This is a genomic window from Agrobacterium sp. 22-210-1, assembly GCF_053522525.1.
In genome coordinates, this window is sequence record NZ_JBNWCI010000002.1 from 883966 (window position 1) to 906962 (window position 22997).

General features: G+C 59.4%; 26 protein-coding genes. 13 read left to right on the forward strand and 13 right to left on the reverse strand.

Annotated features, from left to right (window positions below; translation table 11 throughout):
* Positions 1-77 precede the first annotated feature (77 nt).
* Positions 78-1103 carry a class I fructose-bisphosphate aldolase gene (locus ACQZ5F_RS17100; RefSeq protein ID WP_046799917.1) on the forward strand — a complete coding sequence of 342 codons (1026 nt, stop codon included), beginning with the start codon at positions 78-80 and terminating at the stop codon, positions 1101-1103.
* A 57-nt stretch (positions 1104-1160) separates the two neighbouring features.
* Here ACQZ5F_RS17100 and ACQZ5F_RS17105 read toward each other — a convergent pair whose 3' ends face one another.
* Positions 1161-1316 carry a hypothetical protein gene (locus ACQZ5F_RS17105; RefSeq protein ID WP_003497629.1) on the reverse strand — a complete coding sequence of 52 codons (156 nt, stop codon included), beginning with the start codon at positions 1314-1316 and terminating at the stop codon, positions 1161-1163.
* A 136-nt stretch (positions 1317-1452) separates the two neighbouring features.
* On the opposite strand from ACQZ5F_RS17105, the gene ACQZ5F_RS17110 reads away from it, so the two are divergent.
* From ACQZ5F_RS17110 to rcdA, 3 genes are all read left to right on the forward strand, one after another.
* Positions 1453-2742, forward strand: a complete 1290-nt coding sequence (locus ACQZ5F_RS17110) for an MFS transporter (RefSeq protein ID WP_137086953.1) — start codon at positions 1453-1455, stop codon at positions 2740-2742.
* Positions 2739-2930 carry a DUF1192 domain-containing protein gene (locus ACQZ5F_RS17115; RefSeq protein ID WP_046799919.1) on the forward strand — a complete coding sequence of 64 codons (192 nt, stop codon included), beginning with the start codon at positions 2739-2741 and terminating at the stop codon, positions 2928-2930. Before ACQZ5F_RS17110 ends, ACQZ5F_RS17115 begins: the two co-directional genes overlap by 4 nt.
* Before the next feature lie 403 nt (positions 2931-3333).
* Positions 3334-3849, forward strand: a complete 516-nt coding sequence (gene rcdA / locus ACQZ5F_RS17120) for a protease adaptor protein RcdA (RefSeq protein WP_046799920.1) — start codon at positions 3334-3336, stop codon at positions 3847-3849.
* Positions 3850-3997: 148 nt separating this feature from the next.
* On the opposite strand, the gene rpmE is transcribed toward rcdA, so the two are convergent.
* On the reverse strand, positions 3998-4219 hold the full coding sequence (rpmE, locus tag ACQZ5F_RS17125; RefSeq protein ID WP_046799921.1) for a 50S ribosomal protein L31: 222 nt from the start codon (positions 4217-4219) through the stop codon (positions 3998-4000).
* Between the two features lie 259 nt (positions 4220-4478).
* Between rpmE and ACQZ5F_RS17130 the strand changes: the two genes are divergently transcribed.
* The gene (locus tag ACQZ5F_RS17130; protein ID WP_225338779.1) at positions 4479-6278 is read left to right on the forward strand and encodes an ABC transporter transmembrane domain-containing protein; all 1800 of its coding nucleotides are present in this window, start codon (positions 4479-4481) and stop codon (positions 6276-6278) included.
* Between the two features lie 5 nt (positions 6279-6283).
* Here ACQZ5F_RS17130 and ACQZ5F_RS17135 read toward each other — a convergent pair whose 3' ends face one another.
* From ACQZ5F_RS17135 to ACQZ5F_RS17160, 6 genes are all read right to left on the reverse strand, one after another.
* Complete coding sequence (locus ACQZ5F_RS17135) at positions 6284-7930, reverse strand: FAD-binding dehydrogenase (RefSeq protein ID WP_448730595.1); 1647 nt, start codon at positions 7928-7930, stop codon at positions 6284-6286.
* A gap of 88 nt (positions 7931-8018) precedes the next feature.
* Positions 8019-9050: a peptidoglycan -binding protein gene (locus tag ACQZ5F_RS17140; protein ID WP_046799924.1), complete on the reverse strand. Its 1032-nt coding sequence runs from the start codon at positions 9048-9050 to the stop codon at positions 8019-8021.
* Between the two features lie 2 nt (positions 9051-9052).
* The gene (locus ACQZ5F_RS17145; RefSeq protein ID WP_137086961.1) at positions 9053-10072 is read right to left on the reverse strand and encodes a flagellar motor protein MotA; all 1020 of its coding nucleotides are present in this window, start codon (positions 10070-10072) and stop codon (positions 9053-9055) included.
* 200 nt (positions 10073-10272) lie between these two features.
* Entirely contained in the window at positions 10273-11073 is an 801-nt protein-coding gene (locus ACQZ5F_RS17150) for an inositol monophosphatase family protein (protein ID WP_046800033.1), read from the reverse strand.
* Positions 11074-11237: 164 nt separating this feature from the next.
* Complete coding sequence (locus tag ACQZ5F_RS17155; RefSeq protein ID WP_225338781.1) at positions 11238-12338, reverse strand: tetratricopeptide repeat protein; 1101 nt, start codon at positions 12336-12338, stop codon at positions 11238-11240.
* Positions 12339-12346: 8 nt separating this feature from the next.
* Complete coding sequence (locus ACQZ5F_RS17160; protein ID WP_137086963.1) at positions 12347-13000, reverse strand: thiamine phosphate synthase; 654 nt, start codon at positions 12998-13000, stop codon at positions 12347-12349.
* Between the two features lie 104 nt (positions 13001-13104).
* On the opposite strand from ACQZ5F_RS17160, the gene ACQZ5F_RS17165 reads away from it, so the two are divergent.
* A complete protein-coding gene (locus ACQZ5F_RS17165) occupies positions 13105-13869 on the forward strand; it encodes a sulfite exporter TauE/SafE family protein (RefSeq protein WP_046799927.1) in 765 nt (254 codons plus the stop codon).
* Between the two features lie 105 nt (positions 13870-13974).
* On the opposite strand, the gene ACQZ5F_RS17170 is transcribed toward ACQZ5F_RS17165, so the two are convergent.
* Positions 13975-14151: a YdcH family protein gene (locus tag ACQZ5F_RS17170; protein ID WP_225338782.1), complete on the reverse strand. Its 177-nt coding sequence runs from the start codon at positions 14149-14151 to the stop codon at positions 13975-13977.
* A 235-nt stretch (positions 14152-14386) separates the two neighbouring features.
* On the opposite strand from ACQZ5F_RS17170, the gene ACQZ5F_RS17175 reads away from it, so the two are divergent.
* The 5 genes from ACQZ5F_RS17175 to ACQZ5F_RS17195 all read left to right on the forward strand — a co-directional run bounded on the left by ACQZ5F_RS17175 (position 14387) and on the right by ACQZ5F_RS17195 (position 17162).
* Positions 14387-14590: a YdcH family protein gene (locus ACQZ5F_RS17175; protein WP_006314698.1), complete on the forward strand. Its 204-nt coding sequence runs from the start codon at positions 14387-14389 to the stop codon at positions 14588-14590.
* 14 nt (positions 14591-14604) lie between these two features.
* A complete protein-coding gene (gene purE / locus ACQZ5F_RS17180; RefSeq protein ID WP_077767952.1) occupies positions 14605-15105 on the forward strand; it encodes a 5-(carboxyamino)imidazole ribonucleotide mutase in 501 nt (166 codons plus the stop codon).
* Positions 15105-16190 (forward strand): 5-(carboxyamino)imidazole ribonucleotide synthase, encoded by a 1086-nt coding sequence (locus ACQZ5F_RS17185; protein ID WP_225338783.1) that lies wholly within the window; start codon positions 15105-15107, stop codon positions 16188-16190. Before purE ends, ACQZ5F_RS17185 begins: the two co-directional genes overlap by 1 nt.
* Positions 16191-16329: 139 nt before the next feature.
* Complete coding sequence (gene ykgO / locus ACQZ5F_RS17190) at positions 16330-16455, forward strand: type B 50S ribosomal protein L36 (protein WP_003497670.1); 126 nt, start codon at positions 16330-16332, stop codon at positions 16453-16455.
* Between the two features lie 101 nt (positions 16456-16556).
* Positions 16557-17162: a hypothetical protein gene (locus ACQZ5F_RS17195; RefSeq protein WP_225338784.1), complete on the forward strand. Its 606-nt coding sequence runs from the start codon at positions 16557-16559 to the stop codon at positions 17160-17162.
* A 66-nt stretch (positions 17163-17228) separates the two neighbouring features.
* On the opposite strand, the gene ACQZ5F_RS17200 is transcribed toward ACQZ5F_RS17195, so the two are convergent.
* The 3 genes from ACQZ5F_RS17200 to ACQZ5F_RS17210 form a co-directional block, all read right to left on the reverse strand.
* Entirely contained in the window at positions 17229-17486 is a 258-nt protein-coding gene (locus ACQZ5F_RS17200) for a DUF2312 domain-containing protein (RefSeq protein ID WP_006314683.1), read from the reverse strand.
* 151 nt (positions 17487-17637) lie between these two features.
* On the reverse strand, positions 17638-17943 hold the full coding sequence (locus tag ACQZ5F_RS17205; protein ID WP_052819442.1) for a DUF1244 domain-containing protein: 306 nt from the start codon (positions 17941-17943) through the stop codon (positions 17638-17640).
* Between the two features lie 15 nt (positions 17944-17958).
* A complete protein-coding gene (locus tag ACQZ5F_RS17210) occupies positions 17959-18747 on the reverse strand; it encodes an N-formylglutamate amidohydrolase (RefSeq protein WP_046799932.1) in 789 nt (262 codons plus the stop codon).
* 279 nt (positions 18748-19026) lie between these two features.
* Here ACQZ5F_RS17210 and ACQZ5F_RS17215 point away from each other — a divergent pair, with 279 nt between their 5' ends.
* Entirely contained in the window at positions 19027-19425 is a 399-nt protein-coding gene (locus ACQZ5F_RS17215; RefSeq protein ID WP_225244082.1) for a DUF1036 domain-containing protein, read from the forward strand.
* A complete protein-coding gene (gene pyk / locus ACQZ5F_RS17220; protein WP_062653036.1) occupies positions 19425-20864 on the forward strand; it encodes a pyruvate kinase in 1440 nt (479 codons plus the stop codon). Before ACQZ5F_RS17215 ends, pyk begins: the two co-directional genes overlap by 1 nt.
* 85 nt (positions 20865-20949) lie before the next feature.
* On the opposite strand, the gene ACQZ5F_RS17225 is transcribed toward pyk, so the two are convergent.
* Positions 20950-22827, reverse strand: coding sequence for a DUF882 domain-containing protein (locus ACQZ5F_RS17225; RefSeq protein ID WP_052819439.1), 1878 nt, complete (start codon positions 22825-22827; stop codon positions 20950-20952).
* Between the last annotated feature and the right edge of the window lie 170 nt (positions 22828-22997).

The following is a 22997-nucleotide window of genomic DNA, read 5'->3' on the forward strand; positions in this document are numbered from 1 at the left end:
TCAATGAGTTAGCGTGCCATTTCCCTGCCCTGGAACTTCTGTTATCGGAAATTTATTGTGCCTTGGGAGAATAGCAAATGACCGAACGTCTCGAAGACATTGCAATCAAAATGGTCGCCGACGGCAAGGGCCTGCTCGCCGCCGACGAATCCACGGGAACGATCAAAAAGCGTTTCGACAGCATCAATCTGGAGTCCACCGAGACCGCCCGCCGCGATTATCGCGAGATGCTGTTCCGTTCCGACGACGCCATGAAGAAATACATCTCCGGCGTCATCCTTTACGAAGAGACCCTGTTCCAGAAGGCTGCCGACGGCACGCCTTTCGTGGATATCATCAAGGCGGCCGGCAGCCTGCCGGGCATCAAGGTGGATATCGGTGCAAAGCCGATGGCTTACCACCCACATGAATTCATCACCGAAGGCCTCGACGGTCTTTACGAGCGCCTGCGCAAATACCACGAGGCTGGCGCCCGTTTCGCCAAGTGGCGCGGCGTCATCACCATAGGTGAGCAGCGTCCGAGCTGGGGTTCGATCAAGGCTAACTCCCAGTCGCTCGCCCGTTACGCCGCTCTCTGCCAGCAGGCGGATATCGTGCCGATCGTGGAGCCTGAAGTGCTGATGGACGGCGAACCCGGCACGCACGACATCGATCGCTGTGCGGAAGTCACGCAATGGGTTCTCCAGACCGTCTTCGCAGACCTGTTCGACGCCCGCGTCAACCTTGAAGGCATGATCCTCAAGCCGAACATGATCATCGACGGCAAGAAGGCTCGTAAGGCTTCCGTCGAGGAAGTGGCGGAAAAGACCGTCAAGGTTCTGAAGGCCACCGTGCCCTCCGCCGTTCCGGGCATCGCCTTCCTTTCCGGCGGCCAGTCCTCCGAAGAGGCGACGGCGCATCTCTCCGCCATGAATGCCGGCTACGACCTGCCCTGGTCGCTGACCTATTCGTATGGCCGCGCCCTCCAGGATACAGCGCTCAAGACATGGGGCGGCAAGCAGGAGAATGTCGCTGCCGGCCAGCGTGCCTTCACGCACCGCGCCGCCATGAACAGCCTTGCCGCAAAGGGCAACTGGAAGCTGGAACTCGAAAAGGCCGCATAAGGCCAGGCCGACAGCCATGCCGAAAAATCAAAGCCGCCCCATGGGCGGCTTTTTTCTTTACGGGCGCAGAAGCAGCGTCGCCGACCAGATGACAAAGGCTGCGACCGCTATCTTCCAGCAATCGCCTCTTTTCTTAAGGCCCGGCAGGCCGAGCGGCCGGATGATCTGGACCACCATGGCAAGCAGTAAAAAAAGGCCGATCGCCTTTGTCATTTATTGAGCCTTTTCTTTATTTCTGCATCGTCACAGGCTGGACATTTTTACCGTTCACCAGAAGAGTGCAACTCATTCGGGTAATCCCGTTTTGTGACCTGTCCGACCGCCCGTCCGAACGCATGAGAGTGTCTTCATGAGCAGAAATCTTCTACCCGTATTCGCTCTTTTATCCAGCACTCTGTTTCTTTTTCTTGGCAACGGCCTTCAGGGCCTCGTGCTGCCGGTTCGCGGTTCGGCGGAAGGTTACTCCAATGAAATCCTGGGCTTTCTCGGCACTTCCTGGGCGGCCGGCTTCGTCATCGGCTGCTTTGTGGCGCCCGCCATCGTTCGCCGTGCGGGGCATGTGAGGGCCTTTGGCTCCTTTGTCGCGCTCATCTGCCTGACGGTGCTGATGACCGGCCTGATCGTCGATGATGTCTGGTGGATTGCCCTTCGCGCACTGACCGGCTTCTGCACGGCCGGCACTTCGATGATCATCGAAAGCTGGCTGAACGAGCGTGCCACCAATGAGAGCCGCGGCATGATCTTTTCGCTCTATATCGCCATCACGCTGCTCGGCGTCGTGGCGGGGCAGATGATCGTGCCGATGGGCGACATCAGCAATACGTCGCTGTTCATGATCTGCGGCATCATCTATTGCATCGCCATTCTGCCGGCCACGCTTTCCAAGGCGGCGAGCCCCCAACCCTTGCAGAAGGTCAGCCTGGATTTACCGGCGCTCTACCGCAATTCACCGGTGTCCTTCATCGGTATTCTGATGATCGGCATCGCCAACGGCGCTTATGGTACGCTCGGCGCTGTCTTCGGCGCGCGGGCTGGCCTGGACCCGACCATGATAGCCATCATGGTGTCCGTCACGATTTTCTTCGGCGCGCTGGCGCAATTTCCGGCAGGCCGTCTTTCAGACCGGATAGACCGCCGTTACGTGTTGGCTGGATTGGCCGGGCTTGGCGCCGTCGCGGGCCTTGCCGTTGCCGTGGTGCAGCCGCGTGATGTCTATGTACTGATTTCCATGGTCGCCATTTACGGCGCCGCCGCCAACGCGCTTTATCCCATCGCCGTGGCGCATGCCAACGACTATGCCGCCGCTGAAGACTTCGTCAAGGTCTCGGGTGGATTGCTGCTGCTTTACGGCATCGGCACCATTATCGGCCCAACACTCGGCGGTGCGGTCATGACCTATTCCGGCCCTTATGCCCTGTTTTTTGTGACAGCCGTGGCCCACGTGCTGATCACCGCCTATGCCATCATCAGAAGCCGTCAGCGCGCCGCCCTTTCAACCGGCGAGAAGGACAATTTCTCGACGATGATGCCAACCACACCTTCACCGCTCGTCACGCCGGAAAGTATTGCGCTTGACCCCCGCGCGCCGCAATATCCCGAAGACGATGGCGACTATGTGGAAAAAGGAGCAGGCATATGAGCCTCTTTGACGATGACCGCCCACAAAAACCCGTGGCGCATGAGATCGGCAGCGATCTCAGCCTTCTTTCAGTCGATGAGTTGGGTAGCCGTATCGACCTTCTGCAAGCGGAAATCACCCGGCTGGAGGAGGAGAGGACCCGAAAATCCGCCGGCCGACTAGCGGCGGAGAACCTCTTCCGATCCTGAGAGCAATTCAAGAAAAGGCCGCAGGCAATGCCCTTCGGCAGCAGTCTGCCGCGCTGATGGTAAACGGGAATAAATATTCTGGCGCAGTCTTTCGTTTACCATTAACCAAAAATTAAGCTTTCTGAGAGATTACTATACATGTCCAGTTCTTCTGGACCTCAGGCATCTTCTCCATTCGGCGAATTGGTCTGATTTTTCTCCCTGTTTTACCTTGAGAGCCGCTTTCGCGGCTCTTTTTTTACCGCGCACCGGATTCGGTAAAACTGTGGGTATTAACCCTTCTTTAATAATTGCCTTGCGCATTTCGGGTAAAGATACCATCCTGAAAACACTAAAAGGCCGGAACAAAACATCCGAGTCTTCGTTGCCTGACAGTGTGGTGCGTGAGCAGGGATTTAAAGAAATGTCGGAACAGGTTTTAAATACCATAAGCTTTGCGGGGCGCGCTGCTGCTTCCAACCAGTTCAAAACCCTCTATACTGAAGGCATGACTTTGGTTGAGGAAACGGCAAGCTATCTCGACGGCGCCGGCCGTGTTGCCTCGAAGGTTTTGCCGCGCATGGCATCGGTACTTTATGCAGCGGAATCGATGCGCCTCACCACTCGCCTGATGCAGATGGCCTCCTGGCTGCTTCTGCAGCGCGCCGTCAACAATGGCGAAATGACGCGAGACCAGGTTCTGAGCGAAAAGAGCAAGGTGCGTCTCGACAGCTTCAACGTCGACCGCAACGCGCCCGGCTGGAACGACCTGCCGGAATCCTTCCGTGATCTTATCGAGCGCTCGCTACGCCTCCAGAACCGCATCGCCCTGCTCGACCGCGAAATCTATCGTCCGACCGAAGCCACCAAGGTGCCGGACAATGAAAACAGCGTGCAGGCGCAGCTCAATCTCCTGCGCACGGCTTTCTCGATCAACTGAGAAAAGACCACCTTATCCGGACAATTTGAAAAGCAGGCTCACCAGCCTGCTTTTTTGTGTCCGCCAATACCGTTTGTCGCCCCTGGAAACGGCAACAAAAAAGCCCGGTTTTACCGGGCTTTTTTTAAACGATCCGTTCGCAAGAGAATCAGAAACCGAGGTTGCCGAAACGCTTGTTGAACTTGGAAACGCGACCACCGCGGTCCATAAGCTGCTGGTTGCCGCCCGTCCATGCCGGATGGGACTTGGGGTCGATTTCAAGGTTCATGACAGCGCCTTCCGAACCCCAGGTGGAGCGGGTTTCGTATTCGGTGCCATCGGTCATGACCACCTTGATCGTGTGGTAAGCGGGATGGATATCAGCCTTCATGACAATCTTCCTGGTTAAGTGACGTGCGGTCCATTGCCGCAATTGCGTCAATTGAGCCATTTCAATAAATGAAGCCATAGACCAGATGGGCTATGGCTTCCCAATTCGATGCGGAGCCTATACATGAAGGTCGCCGAGATAACAAGAGCCTGCCATACCCTTGTGAAAGGAGATGGCCGCTAGGGCAGGAATTTTACCGCACGCCGGAAATCTCTCCCTAAAAAGCCAAAAATGGCATGGAACGAGGAGCATCAGGCACGTGGCAGACATAGAAGAGCAGAAAGCGGCAAAACAGAGAAGCCTGAAGCCACTTCTCAGCCTGTTTCCCTATCTCAGACGTTATCGCGGCCTGATGGCGGCGGCCCTTTTTGCGCTTGTTCTTTCTTCCGCCACCACACTGGCCCTGCCGCTTGCCGTTCGTCGCATCATTGACCACGGTTTCCAGACGCCGGATGGCGGCATGATCAACAGCTATTTCGCCGTGCTTCTGGCGATTGCTGTCCTGCTCGCGCTCGCCAGCGCCATGCGTTATTATTATGTCATGACCATTGGTGAGCGGGTCGTCGCCGATCTGCGTCGCGATGTCTTTGCCCACCTCACCACATTGTCGCAGCAGTTTTTCGATAGCAACCGCTCCGGCGAACTGACCTCGCGGCTGACCGCGGATACGGTGCAAATACGCTCAGCTTTCGGTTCATCGGCCTCGGTGGCGCTGCGCAACATCATCATGTGTTGTGGCGCAGTGGCAATGATGATCTATACCAGCCCCGGCCTTTCCGGCCTCGCGCTGCTTGCCATTCCCTTCATCGTCTTTCCGCTGATCGCCTTTGGACGGTCTGTTCGCGCCCGCTCCCGCACGACGCAGGATACGCTGGCCAATTCCGCCGCCTATGCGTCCGAAACGATCGCCGCGAGCCGCACGGTGCAGTCCTTCAATGCCGAAGCGCTTGCGAATGCCCGTTACGGCGCCTCCGTGGAAGCGGCCTATCAGGGTGCACGCGCGGCGATCGGCGCCCGCTCCATCCTCACCGCGGTCGCCATTGCGCTGGTCTTCGGCAGCGTCGTCGGCATTCTCTGGTATGGCGCGCAGAGCGTCCTTTCCGGCGGCATGACGGCGGGTACGCTTGGTCAGTTCGTGCTTTATTCGGTCATCGCCGCAAGCGGCCTCGGCCAACTCTCGGAAGTCTGGGGTGAACTGGCGCAGGCGGGTGGTGCCGCCGAACGGCTTTCCGAACTGTTGAACGAGCGCTCGCCCGTCGCGGAACCCACGGCGCCCCTCGCCATGCCGCAACCGCCACGCGGCGAAGCGGAATTCGAAAATGTCGATTTTGTCTATCCGCTGGCGGCGGGACGCCCGACCCTTTCCGGCCTTTCCTTCAAGGTCAGCGCCGGCGAAACCGTTGCCATTGTCGGCCCATCAGGCGCGGGCAAAAGCACGGTGTTTTCGCTGCTGATGCGGTTTTACGATCCGCAGCAGGGCCGCATCACGGTCGATGGCGCTGATATTCGTGACATCAGCCTTACCGATCTGCGCGCACGCCTGTCTATCGTTCCGCAGGATGTGGCGATCTTTGCCTCATCCATTCACGATAATATCGCCTTCGGCCGGCCGGAGGCGACCCGCGAAGAGGTCCGCGCCGCCGCCATCGCCGCCCAGGCCGACAGTTTCATCGAGCGCCTGACAGATGGTTACGACACGCAGGTGGGCGAGCGCGGTGTGACACTTTCCGGCGGCCAGCGCCAGCGCATCGCCATTGCCCGCGCCATTCTGCGCGACGCGCCGATCCTGCTTCTCGACGAAGCGACCTCGGCGCTCGATGCGGAAAGCGAAACGCTGGTGCAAAAGGCGCTCGATGAGCTGATGAACACCCGTACCACCATCGTCATCGCCCACCGCCTCGCCACGGTTCTGAAGGCAGACCGCATTCTGGTGATGGATGACGGCCGCGTCATCGAGGAAGGCACACATCAGAGCCTCATTCGCCAGAACGGCCTTTATGCGCGGCTTGCACGACTGCAATTCCAGACCGGCCCGGATGAGCTGCGCGCCCAGGCGTGAGCCGTTTAAGCCAACACGCTGCGCCCCGCAATGCGGCCTGAAAACAGGCAACCGCCAAGGAATGTGCCTTCGAGCGCATTATAGCCATGCATGCCGCCGCCGCCAAAACCGGCCACTTCGCCAGCGGCATAGAGGCCCGGCACCGGCTCACCGGCAGCATCCAGCACGCGCGCCTCAATATCCGTATGCAGGCCACCGAGCGTCTTGCGCGTCAGCACGTGCAGGCGCACCGCGATCAACGGCCCCATCGCCGGATCAAGCAAGCGGTGCGGTTTTGCGGTCCGCATCAGCTTGTCGCCGAGATAACGGCGCGCGCCATGGATCGCGGTTACCTGCGCATCCTTGCTGAAACCATTCACGATTTCCCGATCACGCGCTTCAATCTGCCGGCGGATATGATCGATATCCAGCCGCGCGTCGCCGCTGATGGCGTTCATTGCCACCACAAGCTCCTCCAGCGTGTCGCGGACAGCGAAATCCTCACCGTGTTCCATGAAAGCCCGCACCGGCCCCGGCGGCTCCTTGCCCAGCCTTTTGAGCAGCAGCCCCACATCCTTACCCGTCAGATCCGGGTTTTGCTCGGAGCCTGAGAGGGCGAATTCCTTCTTGATGATCGCCTTGGTCAGAATGAACCAGCTATGACCGCTGTCGCGCTCGCCCAGCATTTTTAGCGTGCCGAGCGTATCGAAGCCCGGCATGGCGGGGGCGGCAAGACGGTTTCCATCCGCATCGCACCAGAAGGATGAGGGGCCGGGCAGGATGCGGATACCGTGGCCCGGCCAGATCGGGTCGTGGTTCTTCACACCCTCGGTGTAGTGCCACATGCGATCAGGGTTGATGACGGCTCCGCCCGCCGCTTCGGTGATCCCGATCATGCGGCCATCCACATGTGCCGGCACGCCGCAGACCATATCTGCCGGCGGCTTGCCCAGCCGCTCCACCGGCCAGTTGCGCCGTACCAGCTCCTGATTACCGCCAATGCCACCCGAACTGACGATAATCGCCGCGGCCGAAAGGGTGAAATCGTCCTCAACTTCGCGGCTGCTCTGTTGCCCACGCAACACCGGATCCGTTGCAAGGACTGCACCGGAAACGCCAGCCACCCGGCCATCGATGATATCCAGATGGTCGACGCGGTGGCGGAAACGAAAGTTGAGCCGGCCACTTGCCGCCATGACCTTCGCCTTTTCGATGAAAGGCGCCAGCACACCGGGGCCGGTTCCCCAAGTCACATGAAACCGCGGAACGGAATTGCCGTGACCATCGGCCAGCGCCCCGCCACGCTCGGCCCAGCCGACCACAGGAAACCAGCGCATGCCGAGGCGGTGCAGCCATTCACGTTTCTCACCAGCGGCGAAAGTCAGATAGGCTTCAGCCCAGCGGCGTGGCCAATAATCCTCGGGACGGTCGAAACCAGCCGAACCGAACCAGTCCTGCCTTGCGAGATCGAGATTGTCACGCACCCGCATCCGGCGCTGCTCGGGGCTATCGACAAAAAACAGACCTCCCAGCGACCAGAAGGCCTGTCCGCCAAGGTTCTGCTCGCCCTCCTGATCCACGACACAGACGCTCAGTCCTCGTTCGGCCGCTTCGGTCGCCGCAACCAGCCCGGCAAGCCCTGCACCGACAACGATCACATCATATCGTTCCATCAACCCCTCCCAGATATGACGGAATTACCTTTACGCGAACGTAAATCCACTTCGGCAAGAAGGCAACCACCATGATGCGGCGGCGATGTCAGCGTTCGGTCAGCTTGAGTTCGATACGACGGTTCTGCTGCCGCGCATCAGGCGTATCGCCTTCTGCAATCGGCTGATATTCGCCAAAACCAGCGGCAACCAGCCGGTTTGCCGGCACACCCCTGGAGATCAGGAACTTCACCACCGAGGTGGCGCGGGCCGAGGAAAGCTCCCAATTGTCGCGGAAACGGCCCGAACCGGAAAGCTGGACATTGTCCGTATGGCCATCCACGCGCAGGACCCAGTTGATCTCCGCCGGGATTTCCTTGGCGAGATCGATCAGTGCAGCCGCGAGCTTCTCCATTTCAATTTGCCCTGCCGGATTGAGGTCGTTGCCACCGGAGGGAAACAAGACTTCGGACTGGAAGACGAATCGATCGCCGACGATGCGGATGTTTTCGCGGTCTGAAAGAATTTCACGCAGCCGGCCGAAAAAATCCGAACGATAGCGGTTCAGTTCCTGCACCCGCTGCGCCAGCGCGACATTGAGGCGGCGGCCGAGATCGGCGATCTTGACCTGAGAGGAAGTGTCCTTGGCTTCCGATGCCTGCAAGGCAGCTTCCACCGAAGCGATCTGTGCCCTCAGCGCCGCGATCTGCTGGTTGAGCAATTCGATCTGCGCAGAGGCACGGGAATTGGCCTGTTTCTGGTCGTCCAGTTCGCCGGTCAGGCTACCGATCCGGGCATTGGCGTTGGCATTGCTGCCCGATCCCGCATCGAGAAGCGCCTGCAGGCGCGACCGTTCGTTTTCCGATGACGCGAGCGTCGATTGCAGGCTTGCCAGCGCGTCCTCAATATCCTGCTTGTTGCCCTTTTCCATGGCCAGAAGTTCGGTCAATTCGGCAATCTGGCTGTTGAGGCGCGTCAGCACCTCGTCCTTGCCGGTAATTTCCCGCGACAGCACGAACTGCGCCAGCACGAAGACGGTCAGCAGAAACATGATGGCCATGAGCAGCGTCGACAGCGCATCGACGAAACCCGGCCAATAATCCACACCCCTGTCGCGGCGGCGGTTGCGCGCAAGCGCCATGGCTACTCGCTCCCGTTATCGTGCCGGGTGCGTCCGGGAGATTTTGTCTCGCTGTCGATCCGGGTCGATAATCGGTCAAGCGTGCGGCGGAGCGATTTCGATTCCTCCTGCTGCGCCTCGATCCAGTCGCGCAGCATCTGCTGTTCGCTGCGCATATTCTTGACGAGGCCCTGAATGCCTTCGGCAAGGCTGGTCATGGCCGCAAGCGAGCGCTCGGTGCTGACCATGGCGCCCGGTTCCGCCTTGAACTCCCTCGGTCCTTCCACGCCCGTATCCGTTACCGAAGACAGCCAGTTTTCAAGCTGGGTGTAAAAGCGGTTCTGCGCACGTCCCGCCTGAAGATCGAGAAAACCAAGGATCAGCGAGCCTGAGAGACCAAGAAGCGACGAAGAAAACGCCGTTCCCATGCCCGCCAGCGGTGCAGTGAGACCGGCCTTGAGCGAACCTAGAATATCGTTGCTGTCGCCGGCGCTCGGGTCGAGCGACTGGATGACATTGCTGATGGCGCCGATGGTGCCGATCAGGCCCCAGAAGGTGCCGAGCAGGCCGAGAAACACCAGAAGGCCAACGAGATAACGCGATGTGTCGCGGGTCTCATCAAGGCGCGTCGCGATGGAATCGAGAATTGTCCGCTGCGTGACGGCGGAAAGCCTGACTTCACCGCGCTTGCCGATCAGCGTGCTCATGGGGGCGAGCAATTTCGGCGCGCGGCCAACCTTTTCGGCGCTGCCGGCGGCGCGGAAAGCATTAAACCAGCGCACTTCCGAACGCAGGCTCATGGTTTGGGTAAACACCAGAATGATGCCGATGGCGAGAACGCCAAGAATGAAGCCGTTGAGACCGGGATTGGTCATGAAGGCGGTATGCGCCTGCCGGTAAAGAATGGCCGCCAGAAAACCGACGAGGATCAGAAACAGAACCATCGTCCACAGAAACGGTGTGGGGCTGGACAGCTTGTGGCTGTATTGCCGCGTGGTCACCGGTTTCTCGACGCCGAGATCAAGTAACTCCGAATCCGCCATAACGTTCGCATTCCCTTCGGTCACGTATCTAGCGGAAGCTATTTGAAAATTGCGACGATTTGAAGCGAAAAGCCGGTCTTTCGTCACAGGCATTTTACAAAACCGGAAGCGGACCGTGCGGAGAAAAACAAAAACGCCCGGCAGGGGTTCGCCGGGCGCCTGAAACTTGCATTAAACGGCAGGTTTTCTGCCGAAATCGATCAGCGGCCCGGTATCGGGCGGTTGGCGACTTCCACAAGCGACTTGTGGATATATTCATTTCCAGCCGCAACAGTGCCGCTGCCGAAGATATCCGTGCCGCCCTTGATGTCGGAAGCAAAGCCGCCGGCCTCACGAATCAGCACCAGGCCGGCCGCCATATCCCAGGGCGAAAGTTCGGCTTCCCAGAAACCGTCGAGACGGCCCGCTGCGACATAAGCAAGGTCGAGTGCTGCAGCGCCCATACGGCGGATGCCAGCAGCTTCGCCCATGACGTGACGAAGCTCGACGAGGAATTTGCCGTGATTGCCGCGGCCGAGATGCGGAACGCCGCAGCCGATGACGCAATCGGTCAGCGCCTTGCGCGCAGCAACGCGAATGCGGCGATCGTTGAGGAAAGCGCCGCCGCCGCGCTCGGCGGTGTAGAGTTCGTCGGTGGCTGGATTGAAGATCACGCCGGCAACGACTTCCCCGTTGCGCTCCAGCGCAATGGAAACGGCGAAATGCGGAATGCCGTGCAGGAAGTTGGTGGTGCCATCAAGCGGATCGACGATCCAGCGATGCGCACCATCCGAGCCCTTTTCCTCGCCGCCTTCCTCGCCCAGAAAGTCGTAGGTCGGGCGGGCTTTCATCAGCTCGTCGCGCACGATCTTTTCGGCTTTCAGGTCTGCCTGCGAGACGAAATCGCTCGGTCCCTTGACTGAAACCTGAAGGTTCTGCACTTCACCGAAGTCACGCGACAAAGACTTACCCGCCTTGATGGCGGCCTGAACCATGACATTGAGAAGGGCTGAACGGGCCATCGAATTTGTTTCCTGGAAAGCTTGCGAACCGCCCGAAAGCGCATCGGGCAGGCACGTCATTATTTTCTTGAATTGAAAGTTTGCGGTTCAAGACCACAAAACGCGCGGAAATTCAAGGCAAAAAGCCCGCATCGGCAAGCTGGCACCAGAAGACCGGGCCTGCATTACGTTGGGCGGAAACGATTTGCGGCCTCGATCCCCTTTTTCTGCTGCTCGTCGGTGATGCCGAGATAAAAATCCTCGAGAGCCGGATCCTTCAGTCCGGCGCGGCGGGAAAGCACATACCATTTGGCCGCTTCCACCGGATCGGGCCGGGTGCCAAGCGCCTGAATGTAAAGATGCGCCACCTTGTTCTGCGCAATGACATTGCCGCGCTGCGCTGCGCCATAAAGCCAGCGGAAGCCCTCTTCCAGATTTCTCTCGCCACCAAAACCGTTGACCAGCCAGATGCCGAGATCGACCTGTGCAGTATCGTATCCTGCCTTTGCGGCTCGCATCAGCCAGTCCCGCGCCTTGGCCTTCTTGTCTGCCGGCACATCCTTGACCGACCAGTAAATCTGCGACACCGCATATTGCGCGTCGGCAATGCCCTGCTCGGCAGATTTTTCGTAAAATGGCATGGCCATCAGCAAGCCCTTGGCGCCGGGATTTTCCGAAACCAGTATCTGCCCCCAGTTGAACTGGGCGGACGCATTGCCGGCTTCCGCCGCACGGCGCATGAAATCGTCGGCCTTGACCTTGTCGCGGGTGACGAATTTGCCTTCCATCAGGATCAGGGCGAATTTGAACATGGCGACGGGATCGCCGCCCTGCGCCGCCTGCTGATACCAGAAGGCCGAGGTCTTCTCATCGCGGGCAATGCCGAGGCCGCGCGACATCATTTCGGCGACCAGCGTCTGTGCGGACGCGTCGCCGTTCTGCGCGCGGTTCAGCGCCTTGTCGAGCGCCTGCACATATTCGCCTCGCTGGAAATGCCCGTAGGCCTCATCCACTCGCCCCTTGAATTCCTTCTCAGGCGGCAGTGCCGGCAGGTCCGCGCCCATGCGCTGATAGACATTGACGCCCTGCGACGGCTGCAGATCCTTCTGTTCCTCGGATTGCACCCTGCCCTGACGGGAAGGCTGCGCCTCATCCTCCATCTGGCGGGAGAGCGCATTGCTTTCGCTCTGCGGCCCGGATTGAGCAAAGGCAACGCCCGCCGGCGGGCCGAAAACGAGCGCCAGCAGCGAAACGGAGAAGCATAAAGGAACCGAGCGCATGAACATCGCCTGTATCAACCGCCAAACCGTGGCGCTTTTTCGTCAAGCAAAGCGTTGATTTCGGAAACGGCCTGGGCGGCACCGGCGGCATTGTCGAAAACGCCTCCGCGCATCGCCACAAATTCCACGCCGGTTTCAGCCACGGCAACCACCGACGACGGATCCGTACCGCCCATGACGATGGCCGGGATTTCGATCATCGATGCCCACCACTCGCCGAGCGCCAGGTTTTTGGGATGCGCCTCCGGTTTGATGTCACCTTCCAACTTGCCAAAAAACACATAGTCCGGATTGGACTCGCCCATCTCCAGAGCCTTGTGGCGGTCATCCGCATTGCCGCCGCCGACAATGAGCTTCGGCGTAAAGTTTTCCACGGCCTCGGCAAGCGCCTCGGCATTACCAGCCACATGCAGGCCATCCGCCTTCACCCGGCTGGCGACGCGGCTGTCGCCGGCGATGAGGGCGGCAGCACCCGCCTTCTGAACGATCGGCACAATGAGTTCGGCCCATTTCTGAAAAGAGGCGTCATCCAGGTCGTATTGCGGGATGATGACGGAAGCCACATCGCCGCCACGCAGTGCGCCTTCCAAATCTGTCGCCTGCTTTTGCGCATCGCCCGATTGCGGGACGATCAGGACAAGGCGGCAACGGTCTTCAACTATGGTCATCGGTTCGTCCATTTCAGGCAGAAGACACTTCCGGCGCGATCTGCACTCGTTTTGATAAGATAAATCCGATAAACCGGACCGGCGAAAGGATCAACCATCCATCCATGCTGACCGATTTTCATTTTTTTCTCGTCGCCATTCCCGCAGTCGTGCTTGTCGGCCTTTCCAAGGGTGGACTGGGCGGTGCGCTGGCACTGATGGGTGTGCCGCTTATGGCGCTTGCGATCCCGCCCGTGCAGGCTGCGGCGATCTTCCTGCCGATCCTGATCGTCATGGATCTGGTTGCGCTCTGGGCCTGGCGGCACCACAATCATCGCCAGACGCTCCTCATCATGCTACCCGGCGCAATCGCCGGCATCACGCTCGGTTGGGCCACCTCTAGCCTCATATCGGCAGACGCCATGCGCCTTGTCGTCGCCTCGGTTACCATCCTCTTCGTCATGCGTTATTTTTACGAGAGCTTCAAAAGCCGAAGGGGACAGGCAATTCCGGCGAAACCGCAAAGACCGACAGCCGCAACGCTCTGGTCCAGCCTGTCGGGTTATGCAAGCTTCGTGGCCCATGCCGGCGGCCCGCCTTTCCAGATCTATGTCCTCCCCCTGAAGCTCGATCCCAAAACCTATACCGGCATGAGCGTCCGTTTCTTCGCCATTATGAACGCGATCAAGCTCATCCCATACTTCGCACTGGGCGCGCTGGACGCCACCAACCTCAAGACATCGGCAAGCCTGCTGCCGGTGGCGATGCTGGCGACACTCGCCGGCGCAAAGGTGGTGAAATACATGAAACCGGCGGTGTTTTATCCGCTCATGTATGCCATGGCGCTTGTCGCGGCGCTGAAACTGCTATGGGACGGACTGCCTTTATAGCCTTCGAGCCAATAAAAAGCCCCGGCTGCACCGCGGTGCTGCCAGGGCTTAAAGAAATCCAACCGTCAGCCCTTCATTTCATCGAAGGCTGCGGTTTGGCATTATTCAATGCCTAGTGGAGGCTTTGAGCCTCTGCAATTCGTCCTTCAGGCGCAGTTTACGACGTTTGAGGTCGGCAATCTCCGTATCGTCCGAAGACGGGGAAGAAAGAATACTTTCGAGCTGCTCCTCCAGAGCGCCGTGTTTCTTTTCGAGCGATGCAATATGAGCCTGAATGGTCATGCGGCACGTCCTTCCTTTTTTAAACCTACCTCCAGCTCTCCATCGCTGGAGTTTCAGGTTTGCGACGACAATGTGACATGGATTACCGATATTGTCGAAGGCGAAATGAAGGCAATAAGTGGGCAATTTGGTCGCAAGGGATAACTTCCCGTTACCGCGATTTGATGATAGAGGCTCGTGAACGATGACATACGCGCCGGAGGCTATCCGGCTGGCATAAAATGGGGATGACAAGATGCCCGATCAGGACCAGGCGGACATCAGGCTCACGCTGGCGCGGCTGCGCCAGGAGCATGAGGACTATGACGCGGCGATCAACGCGATGATCCAGACCAGCTGCGACGCGCTGCGGATACAGCGCATGAAAAAGAAGAAGCTGGCCGTCAAGGACAAGATGACCCAGATCGAAGATCAGGTCATTCCCGATATCATCGCCTGATCTGGAGAAATCACGTGACAGCAGAGACACCCCCCGTCGCCATCATCATGGGCAGCCAGTCTGACTGGGAGACCATGAAGAACGCCGCCGATACGCTCGATGCGCTTGATGTGGAATATGAAGCGCGCATCATTTCCGCCCACCGCACGCCGGACCGGCTTTATGACTTCGCCAATGGCGCCAAAGACGAAGGATTCAAGGTCATCATCGCAGGCGCGGGCGGCGCCGCCCATCTACCGGGCATGACGGCCGCCATGACGCCGCTGCCTGTCTTCGGCGTTCCCGTACAGTCCAAGACCATGTCCGGACAGGACAGCCTCTATTCCATCGTGCAGATGCCCGCCGGCATTCCTGTCGGCACGCTTGCCATCGGCAAGGCCGGCGCCATCAATGCCGCACTCCTTGCGGCCGCGGTTCTGGCGCTTGGCGACGACGATCTGGCCGACCGGCTGGATGCATGGCGCGCACGCCAGTCGGCGGCTGTCGCCGAATATCCGATGGACAGCGCCCAGTGATGGCGAAGATGAATGATCTGACCATCGGCATCATTGGCGGCGGGCAGCTTGGCCGCATGCTGGCGATGGCGGCGGCGCGCCTCAACCACCGTACCATCGTGCTGGAACCGCAGGTTGATTGTCCGGCCGCCCAGGTTTGCAACGACCAGATCGTCGCAGATTATGACGATGAGCGCGCCCTTGCGGAACTCGCCCGTCGCTGCGATGTCGTGACCTACGAATTCGAGAACGTGCCTGTGGCGGCAGCCGAAACGCTCGCCGCCTCCGTTCCCGTCTATCCGCCGCCGCAGGCGCTCAGCGCCTCACAGGACCGGCTGACGGAGAAACGCTTCCTAAACGGTTGCGGCATTCCGACGGCCGATTTTCGCGACGTGGACAGCCAGGAAGAGCTGGAGGCCGCCTTGGCAGCTTTCGGCGGCAAGGGCGTCCTGAAAACCCGCCGCATGGGTTATGACGGCAAAGGACAGCGCCTGTTCCGCGGCGGCGAGGACAGCACGGGTGCTTTCGACGCGCTCGGTGGCGTGCCGCTCATCCTTGAGAGCTTCGTCGCCTTCGAGCGGGAAATATCGATCATCGCCGCTCGCTTCAGGGACGGCACCGTCGTCTGCTACGATCCGGCTGAAAACGTCCATCTGAACGGCATTCTGCACACATCGACCGTGCCGGCAGCGCTCTCCGAAGCGGCTGCGGCAGTTGCCGTCCAGTCTGCGGAGAAGCTTCTGGCGGCGCTCGATTATGTCGGCGTCATCGGCATCGAATTCTTCGTTCTTCCCGATGGCTCGCTGGTTGCCAATGAAATGGCGCCGCGCGTGCACAATACCGGCCACTGGACGGAAGCAGCCTGTGTGATCTCGCAATTCGAGCAGCATATGCGCGCGGTATCTGGCCTTGCCCCCGGCAGCGCGGTCCGTCATTCGGATTGCGTCATGACCAACCTCATCGGTGACGACATTGATGATGTTCCGGCATGGCTGTCGAAAAAAGACTGTCTCGTGCACCTCTACGGCAAGACGGAAGCACGGCCCGGCCGCAAGATGGGCCACGTGACCGAGCTTTTGCACACAGGAAAAGCCTCAGTCTTTTAAGGCAAAGACACCGGAAAGTGTTGACAGGCAGGGGTCAAACGGGTAATTGCCTGCCAACCGAAAAGAGCGCGCCCTGTTGCGCGCTTTTGATTGTTTGAATAAGCACGGTAAAAGCCGTGCAAAACTGCGGACCAGTAAAATGAAAATCAAGAATTCGCTTAAAGCGCTTAAGGCCCGTCATCGCGATAACCGCCTGGTTCGCCGCAAGGGCCGCGTCTACATCATCAACAAGCAGAACCCGCGCTTCAAGGCTCGTCAGGGCTGATTGACTGCGACTGCGGTTCGCGATCAATGTCGCGGATCACTTTGTTGACAGAGCAAAACTTTGCATTTGATATTGGGCGCAGGCGGGTTAATCTTTAGCCCATGCGCCCAAATCGTTTTTGCATGGCTATTATCGTCGCTCAGGGTCTCCTGTTATCAGGACTGACTTCCATTGCTCATGCCGCAGACGGACAAACGCCGGCGGCGGCGGAAGCCGCGCCTTCACCGGTCGGAACCATCGACACGCTTTTTGCATCGCTAAAAAAAGAGCGGAATGCGGTCAAGGCGCGCAGCATCGCCAACCAGATCGCGTCCGAGTGGAACGATTCCGGCAGCGCGACGATCAATCTCCTGATGCAATGGGCAGGCGAAGCCTCCGACGAAAAGCGCAATGCCGCCGCCTATGATTTTCTCGACCAGATCATTCTGCTCGATCCGGGCTATGTGCAGGCGCCCTATCGCCGCGCCATGGTGCATTTTGCCGATGGCGACACCCGCAAGGCCATGGCGGACATAAACCTGACGCTGGAAAAGGAGCCGCGCTATTTTCCGGCGCTGGCGAGCCTCGCCAATATCCTCGAAGCCTCCGGCCGCGAAGAGCTGGCGCTGAAGGCTTGGGAGCGTTATCTGGCGCTTTATCCTGCCGACAAGGATGCCCGCAAACAGGCCATCGATCTTTCCGAGAAGCTTGCCGGTACACGCGGCTAAGTCCTAAGGGACCAAACAAAAATCGCCGCAAAAGCGGCGATTTTTTATTGAGCGATCGTCAGCCGATCACTCCATGCCAAGTGCCGCCATATAGGTCTGCAGGATGGTTTCTTCCTCGATACGCTCGTTGGCGTCCTTCTTGCGCAGGCGGATGATGGTGCGGATTGCCTTGGTGTCGTAACCACGACCCTTCGCCTCACCCATGACATCCTTGATATCACCCTGAATGGCAGCCTTTTCTTCTTCGAGACGCTCGACGCGCTCAATGAACTGGCGCAGTTCTGCGGCGGCGACGGTTTCGGTGGTGCTCGTTTCGTCCATCATATCATCCTTCGTAGTGGCGGCTCGTCTGAGCCTTGTTCATTCGATCCGGTTGGAAGCTCCCACCGGTCGCCGCCACTCGGGCGGCACAAATTCAGGCCTGTGAACTGCCCATTGCGGGGCCTCACGTCAAGTCGTTTCCATCGATCGGGGGTTATTCCTTGGGTCTGTTCTGCTCGAAGGCGGCTTTCTGGGCGTCGCTCGCCTCCGCCTGATGTTTTTCCTTCCAGTCGTCATAGGGCATGCCATAGACGATTTCGCGAGATTGCTCCTTGCTGAGCGGAACACCCGCCTCCTCAGCCGCTTCCCGGTACCAGTTAGAAAGGCAATTGCGACAGAAGCCCGCCAGATTCATCATATCGATGTTCTGCACATCGTGGCGCTCGCGAAGATGCTGCACCAGACGGCGGAAGGCGGCTGCCTCGAACTCGATCTGCCTGTTGTCATTCTCTTTCGTCATAGGGCAACTCCAGACTCAGTACGGGCCGGTGCGGGAGGCGAACAGCTGATATTCATGCAAAACCGGATCGTCGTTCATTGCGGCAAAAATGGGAGCGAGCCGGTCCGACCAGGCCGCAATACCCTCCTCATCCGCGATCAGATCCTGCCGAACCTCAAGAAGCGCATGCGGTATGCCCTTCATCATGCAGTGGCGATACATGGTATCGCCCTTCAGCGCCCCGTCATAGGGTTCGTTGTCGCCGACGAGAATGTCGCCAGTGGCGCGCAGGTGCGCCAGGAGCGGGTCGACCGCACGGTTATCCGTGTCCCACAGAACCGCCGCATGCCACGGTCGCGGCGTTTCTTTCCAGAAGGGCGTGTAGGAATGCAGCGACAGAACAAGCGGCGCTTCACCCGAGGCTTCGGCAACACCGGTCAGCACGCGATCAACGGCATCGTGATACGGCCTGTGAAAAATCTCGATGCGCCTTTGCCATTCCTCATCCGAAATCGGGTGATTGCCGGGAATGATCGCCCCGTCCGAAATTTTCATGATGAGAGTGGGATCATCCTCACCGCGATTCGGGTCGATCAGCAGCCGAGAAAACCGTCCGAGCACCGCCGGAACGCCAAGACGGGCCGCGAGCGAGCGCGTCAGCCCTTCTATGCCAATATCAAATGCGATATGCCGATGAAAAGCGGTTTGCGGAAGGCCAAGTTTGCCGTAGTGTGCCGGCAGAAGGTTCATCGCGTGGTCCGCCAGAAGAACCATGCCTTTGTCATATTCGCCTTCTATGATTTCATAAGGTATGAAGTCGTTCATCGATGATTTTCTGGGGCAGGATTGAGGAGAAAAGCTTGATGGCATGGCTTGAGGCCGGGCGCAAGTTTCGGCGGAAGAACAGCCATCTACCTTACCGCACTCACGATCCCACGAACAATATAATCGATTAAACTCGCGTTGACTTTCTTTGGCGGCCACGCCAAGAAGTGTGTTCATTATAACCATGGAATCCGGATGGAAGCCGTGACTCAGTCATCTCTCGCTCGTCCTCGCCACTTTCGGCATCTCGCCCGTCTTTTTTCCGCAGCGGCATTGTTTATGACCCCGTTTGTGTTCGTGGAAACCGCACATGCGGATTTTCGCGTCTGCAACAGCACGCAAAATCTCGTGGGGGTCGCAATCGGCTATCGGGCACAGGAGGGCTGGGTCAGCGAAGGCTGGTGGCAGGTCCCCTCCTCGACCTGCGCGACGCTGATCGAGGGTGAGTTGCAATCGCGTTATTATTATCTTTATGCCGAAGATGCCGCCCATGGCGGCCGCTGGACCGGTGACGTCAACATGTGCGTGGCGGAAAACGAGTTCAAGATCGGCGGCGTAGATGATTGTTATGCCCGCAGCTTCCAGAGAATGGGTTTCAAGGAATATGACACGGGCAGACAGGGCAGCTGGATGGTCCAGCTTTCCGATACGCCAGGCACACAGGGAAATCAAAACTGATGAAGCGTAACCGCAAAGTCAAAATTCTTGCAACTCTCGGCCCAGCCTCCTCGGAAGAGGCGATGATCGAGAAGCTGCATCTCGCCGGCGCCGATCTCTTCCGGATCAACATGAGCCACGCGAGCCATGACGTGATGCGGACGCTCATTCAGCGTATCCGCTCGGTTGAAAGCCGTAACGGTCGTCCCATCGGTATTCTGGCCGACCTGCAGGGTCCCAAGCTGCGCGTCGGAAAATTCGCCGAAGGCAAGGTCGATCTCGTTGCAGGCCAGACCTTCACGCTGGATAATAACGACACGCCCGGCGACAATACCCGCGTTTTCCTGCCGCATCCCGAAATTCTCGAAGCGGTCAAGCCAGGCCACCGTCTGCTGATCGACGACGGCAAGCTGCATCTGCGCGCTGAAAAATGCGACGGCAAGAGCATCGTCACGACCGTTGTTTCCGGCACCAAGATTTCAGACCGCAAGGGTATCAGCCTGCCCGACACCCTGCTCGGCGTTGGTGTCCTGACCGATAAGGACCGCGTCGATCTCGATGCCGTTCTCGCCACCAACGAGGTGGACTGGGTTGCGCTTTCCTTCGTCCAGCGCCCTGAAGACCTTGCCGAAGTGCGCAAGATCGCGCGCGGCCGCGTTGGCCTGATGTCGAAGATCGAAAAGCCGCAGGCCGTCGAGCGTATCGAGGAAATCATCGAGCTTTCCGACGCCTTGATGGTCGCGCGCGGCGATCTTGGTGTCGAAATGCCCCTCGAAGCAGTTCCGGGCATCCAGAAGCAGCTGACACGCGCCTGCCGCCGCGCCGGCAAGCCGGTCGTCGTCGCCACTCAGATGCTGGAATCGATGATCACCGCGCCCGTCCCAACCCGCGCGGAAGTGTCTGACGTCGCCACCGCCGTCTTCGAAGGCGCTGATGCCATCATGCTCTCGGCTGAATCCGCCTCCGGCGATTACCCGGTCGAAGCCGTTTCCACCATGGCCTCCATCGCCAGCACCGTGGAACAGGATCCGCATTATTCCAACATCATCTATGCGCAGCGCGCCCAGCCGGAGCCGACAGGCGCCGACGCGATTTCGCTCGCTGCCCGCCAGATCGCCGAAACGCTGAAACTGTCGGCGATCGTCACCTATACCTCGTCCGGCACGACGGGTCTGCGCGCAGCACGCGAACGGCCGCAGGTGCCGATCATTGCCCTTTCACCGATCATCCAGACCGCACGCCGCCTGTCGGTCGTCTGGGGCCTGCACTGCGTCGTCACCGGTGATGCGAGCGATCTCGATGACATGGTGAACCGCGCTTGTCGCATCGTTGTTTCCGAAGGTTTCGGCAAGCCGGGTGACCGCATCATCATCTCTGCCGGCGTGCCGCTCGGCACCCCCGGCGCCACCAATATGGTGCGCATCGCCTATATCGGCTCGGACGGCCAGAGCGGCGTCTGATAAAGGAATATCCAGGAATTAAAAAACCCGCCGGCAACGGCGGGTTTTTTTGTTGGCCTTTCGGCCATATCAGAAAAAGCAGGGTTCAGTGCATCTTCACCGGTGTGCTGAAGCGGCTGGACTCGATTGCTGCCGCACCCGGCTTGAAGCTTGCCGATGTGGCCGAAGCCGACATGTCGTGGCTGAGCATGCGGTTGGCGATAACACGCGGCGCCTTTACCGAACGTCCGGTCGTACCCTTGTTCTGGTTGAGCGCCCAGTCAGAGATCGAATCCTGCGTCAGGCGACCACCACCGACCATCGCCTGGTGGGAAACGGCCGCATCCTGCTTGCTCGGGCGCGAGCCCTTGGTCGGCAGGCCAGCGGTGAGACCACCATTGATGGCGGGCTTCAGATCGAAAGCGTCACCGAAACCTTCCTGCGGCTCCGCCTTGGCGGTTTCAGCAGGTGCAACCGTGACCTTGTGGTTGACGGCAGCCGGGAATTGCGCGGCGGTCGGCATGGCGGCGGACTGGACCTGCGAACGGGCAGCCTGGCCGCTCTGCTCCAGAGCCGCAACAACCGTCGGAGAAAGCGTATCCTGCCGAGCCTCGGCGAGATCGTCTTCGCCTTCCGGATCGGCATTGGCGGCAGCAAGAAGGGCTTCAGCCACTGCCGGGCGATTGGCGGGAACCGGAACCGAGGCAAGCTCACCGGTCGCCGCAGGGGTCGCACCATCGGCGGACGCCGTCAGGATCGATCCTTCCGCATCGCCTCTCATGCCACGCGGCCCGAGAAGGGTGGGCACAGGCACGGAGACCTCAGCCAGATCGGCGAATTGCTGGCGCTCGGCCGGAGCGGAAGCGGGCGTCGGCGTTGTCGCGGCCTGAAGAGCATCCTGCGCGGCATTGCGGGCCGGCGAATAGAGCGCTGTGGCGAGACCGGTATTGGCCGGCGGTTGGTTGCCGAAGGCAGGGCGAGCCGTCGGCAGCGGCGCATCGTTCACGCCAGGAAGGGATTGTGCCGAAGCAACCGCAATCGTCGGTTCAGGCTCGGGAGCGGCCTGTGGCGGCGTTGCCGGGCGAGCAACAGCCGGGCGTTCTGCGGGTTCCGGCGCTGCGATGCTATCGGGATCTTCATCCTCGTCGCCACCGCCACCAAAGAGTGCCTGCAACAATGTCTTGCGCTTGCCGCCGCCACCCGAGGAGGCCGGGCCGGAGCCGGCGCTGGACGCAACCTGAATGGAGGAAGAGCTGACGCGCTTCTTGTAGTCCGCCAGCGCCTGCTCATAACCGGGAAGCGGCTTGCCGTCGGAAGGAAGATGCAGCGTGTTGCCGTTCGGGAAGATACGCACCAGTTCCTGGCGGCTCATGCGCGGCCAGGCGCGAACGCCGCCGACATCCATGTGCACGAAGGGAGAACCGGAACTGGGATAAAAGCCGACGCCACCGATCTGCATCTGCATGCCGACTTCGCGCAGGCGGGAGAGCTTGACGCCAGGAATGTAGAAATCCATGGCCTTACCGAGCATATGCTGGCTTTTTTCCGCGACACCCTTGGTACGTGTCCGCAGGAGACCGTTGGTTTCCGGCGAGCGGAAAGCAGAAACGACATTGATATAATCGGTCGCGCCGCTACGGCGATAAACTTCCCAAACGAGATCGAAAAGGCGCGGGTCCATGCGCGTCGGCTGGTTGCGACGCCAGTCGCGCAGGAAGCGGTTCAGCTCCTGCAGGCCCTTCTGGTCGTATTTTCCATTGCGCTTGAAGGTGATGACCGCCTTCTCGCGTGTATGGATATAATACAGTTTGAGGCTGCGCGTTTCGGCGGCGGCTTCCGTCGCCGAAACACCTACGAAGGGCATTGCGGCGAGCATCAGGCAGGCAAAGGTGACAGCGCGCGCCGACAGCTTCGTGCATATATCCTTGATCAAGCCGCGCGCAATCTTTGTCGAAAGCGCGTTATTCCGATGCAGATATGGCAATTCGATCCCCGCCTGGAAGACAATTTATGTCACATTGCCTCAAATGAACGTCAAATACGGTGACACGATGGCAAAATTGCCACACACATGCAACCTTCCTCTACATAGTGAATCAGCCACTAACAAGAGGTTTATAGACGGTAAGCGGATATCCTTGCTCAGAAGTTAAC

What these genes read in the sequence shown, in the direction of transcription:
- ACQZ5F_RS17175 (WP_006314698.1), top strand. Translation starts at nt 14,387, where the DNA reads ATGCCCGATCAGGACCAGGCGGACATCAGGCTCACGCTGGCGCGGCTG.
- ACQZ5F_RS17165 (WP_046799927.1), top strand. Translation starts at nt 13,105, where the DNA reads ATGCTGACCGATTTTCATTTTTTTCTCGTCGCCATTCCCGCAGTCGTG.
- ykgO (WP_003497670.1), top strand. Translation starts at nt 16,330, where the DNA reads ATGAAAATCAAGAATTCGCTTAAAGCGCTTAAGGCCCGTCATCGCGAT.
- rpmE (WP_046799921.1), bottom strand. Translation starts at nt 4,219, where the DNA reads ATGAAGGCTGATATCCATCCCGCTTACCACACGATCAAGGTGGTCATG.
- ACQZ5F_RS17100 (WP_046799917.1), top strand. Translation starts at nt 78, where the DNA reads ATGACCGAACGTCTCGAAGACATTGCAATCAAAATGGTCGCCGACGGC.
- ACQZ5F_RS17215 (WP_225244082.1), top strand. Translation starts at nt 19,027, where the DNA reads ATGACCCCGTTTGTGTTCGTGGAAACCGCACATGCGGATTTTCGCGTC.
- ACQZ5F_RS17160 (WP_137086963.1), bottom strand. Translation starts at nt 13,000, where the DNA reads ATGACCATAGTTGAAGACCGTTGCCGCCTTGTCCTGATCGTCCCGCAA.
- ACQZ5F_RS17155 (WP_225338781.1), bottom strand. Translation starts at nt 12,338, where the DNA reads ATGTTCATGCGCTCGGTTCCTTTATGCTTCTCCGTTTCGCTGCTGGCG.
- ACQZ5F_RS17115 (WP_046799919.1), top strand. Translation starts at nt 2,739, where the DNA reads ATGAGCCTCTTTGACGATGACCGCCCACAAAAACCCGTGGCGCATGAG.
- ACQZ5F_RS17200 (WP_006314683.1), bottom strand. Translation starts at nt 17,486, where the DNA reads ATGATGGACGAAACGAGCACCACCGAAACCGTCGCCGCCGCAGAACTG.
- pyk (WP_062653036.1), top strand. Translation starts at nt 19,425, where the DNA reads ATGAAGCGTAACCGCAAAGTCAAAATTCTTGCAACTCTCGGCCCAGCC.
- ACQZ5F_RS17205 (WP_052819442.1), bottom strand. Translation starts at nt 17,943, where the DNA reads ATGACGAAAGAGAATGACAACAGGCAGATCGAGTTCGAGGCAGCCGCC.
- ACQZ5F_RS17105 (WP_003497629.1), bottom strand. Translation starts at nt 1,316, where the DNA reads ATGACAAAGGCGATCGGCCTTTTTTTACTGCTTGCCATGGTGGTCCAG.
- ACQZ5F_RS17210 (WP_046799932.1), bottom strand. Translation starts at nt 18,747, where the DNA reads ATGAACGACTTCATACCTTATGAAATCATAGAAGGCGAATATGACAAA.
- ACQZ5F_RS17170 (WP_225338782.1), bottom strand. Translation starts at nt 14,151, where the DNA reads ATGACCATTCAGGCTCATATTGCATCGCTCGAAAAGAAACACGGCGCT.
- ACQZ5F_RS17145 (WP_137086961.1), bottom strand. Translation starts at nt 10,072, where the DNA reads ATGGCGGATTCGGAGTTACTTGATCTCGGCGTCGAGAAACCGGTGACC.
- ACQZ5F_RS17150 (WP_046800033.1), bottom strand. Translation starts at nt 11,073, where the DNA reads ATGGCCCGTTCAGCCCTTCTCAATGTCATGGTTCAGGCCGCCATCAAG.
- ACQZ5F_RS17140 (WP_046799924.1), bottom strand. Translation starts at nt 9,050, where the DNA reads ATGGCGCTTGCGCGCAACCGCCGCCGCGACAGGGGTGTGGATTATTGG.
- ACQZ5F_RS17195 (WP_225338784.1), top strand. Translation starts at nt 16,557, where the DNA reads ATGCGCCCAAATCGTTTTTGCATGGCTATTATCGTCGCTCAGGGTCTC.
- rcdA (WP_046799920.1), top strand. Translation starts at nt 3,334, where the DNA reads ATGTCGGAACAGGTTTTAAATACCATAAGCTTTGCGGGGCGCGCTGCT.
- ACQZ5F_RS17135 (WP_448730595.1), bottom strand. Translation starts at nt 7,930, where the DNA reads ATGGAACGATATGATGTGATCGTTGTCGGTGCAGGGCTTGCCGGGCTG.
- ACQZ5F_RS17185 (WP_225338783.1), top strand. Translation starts at nt 15,105, where the DNA reads ATGGCGAAGATGAATGATCTGACCATCGGCATCATTGGCGGCGGGCAG.
- ACQZ5F_RS17110 (WP_137086953.1), top strand. Translation starts at nt 1,453, where the DNA reads ATGAGCAGAAATCTTCTACCCGTATTCGCTCTTTTATCCAGCACTCTG.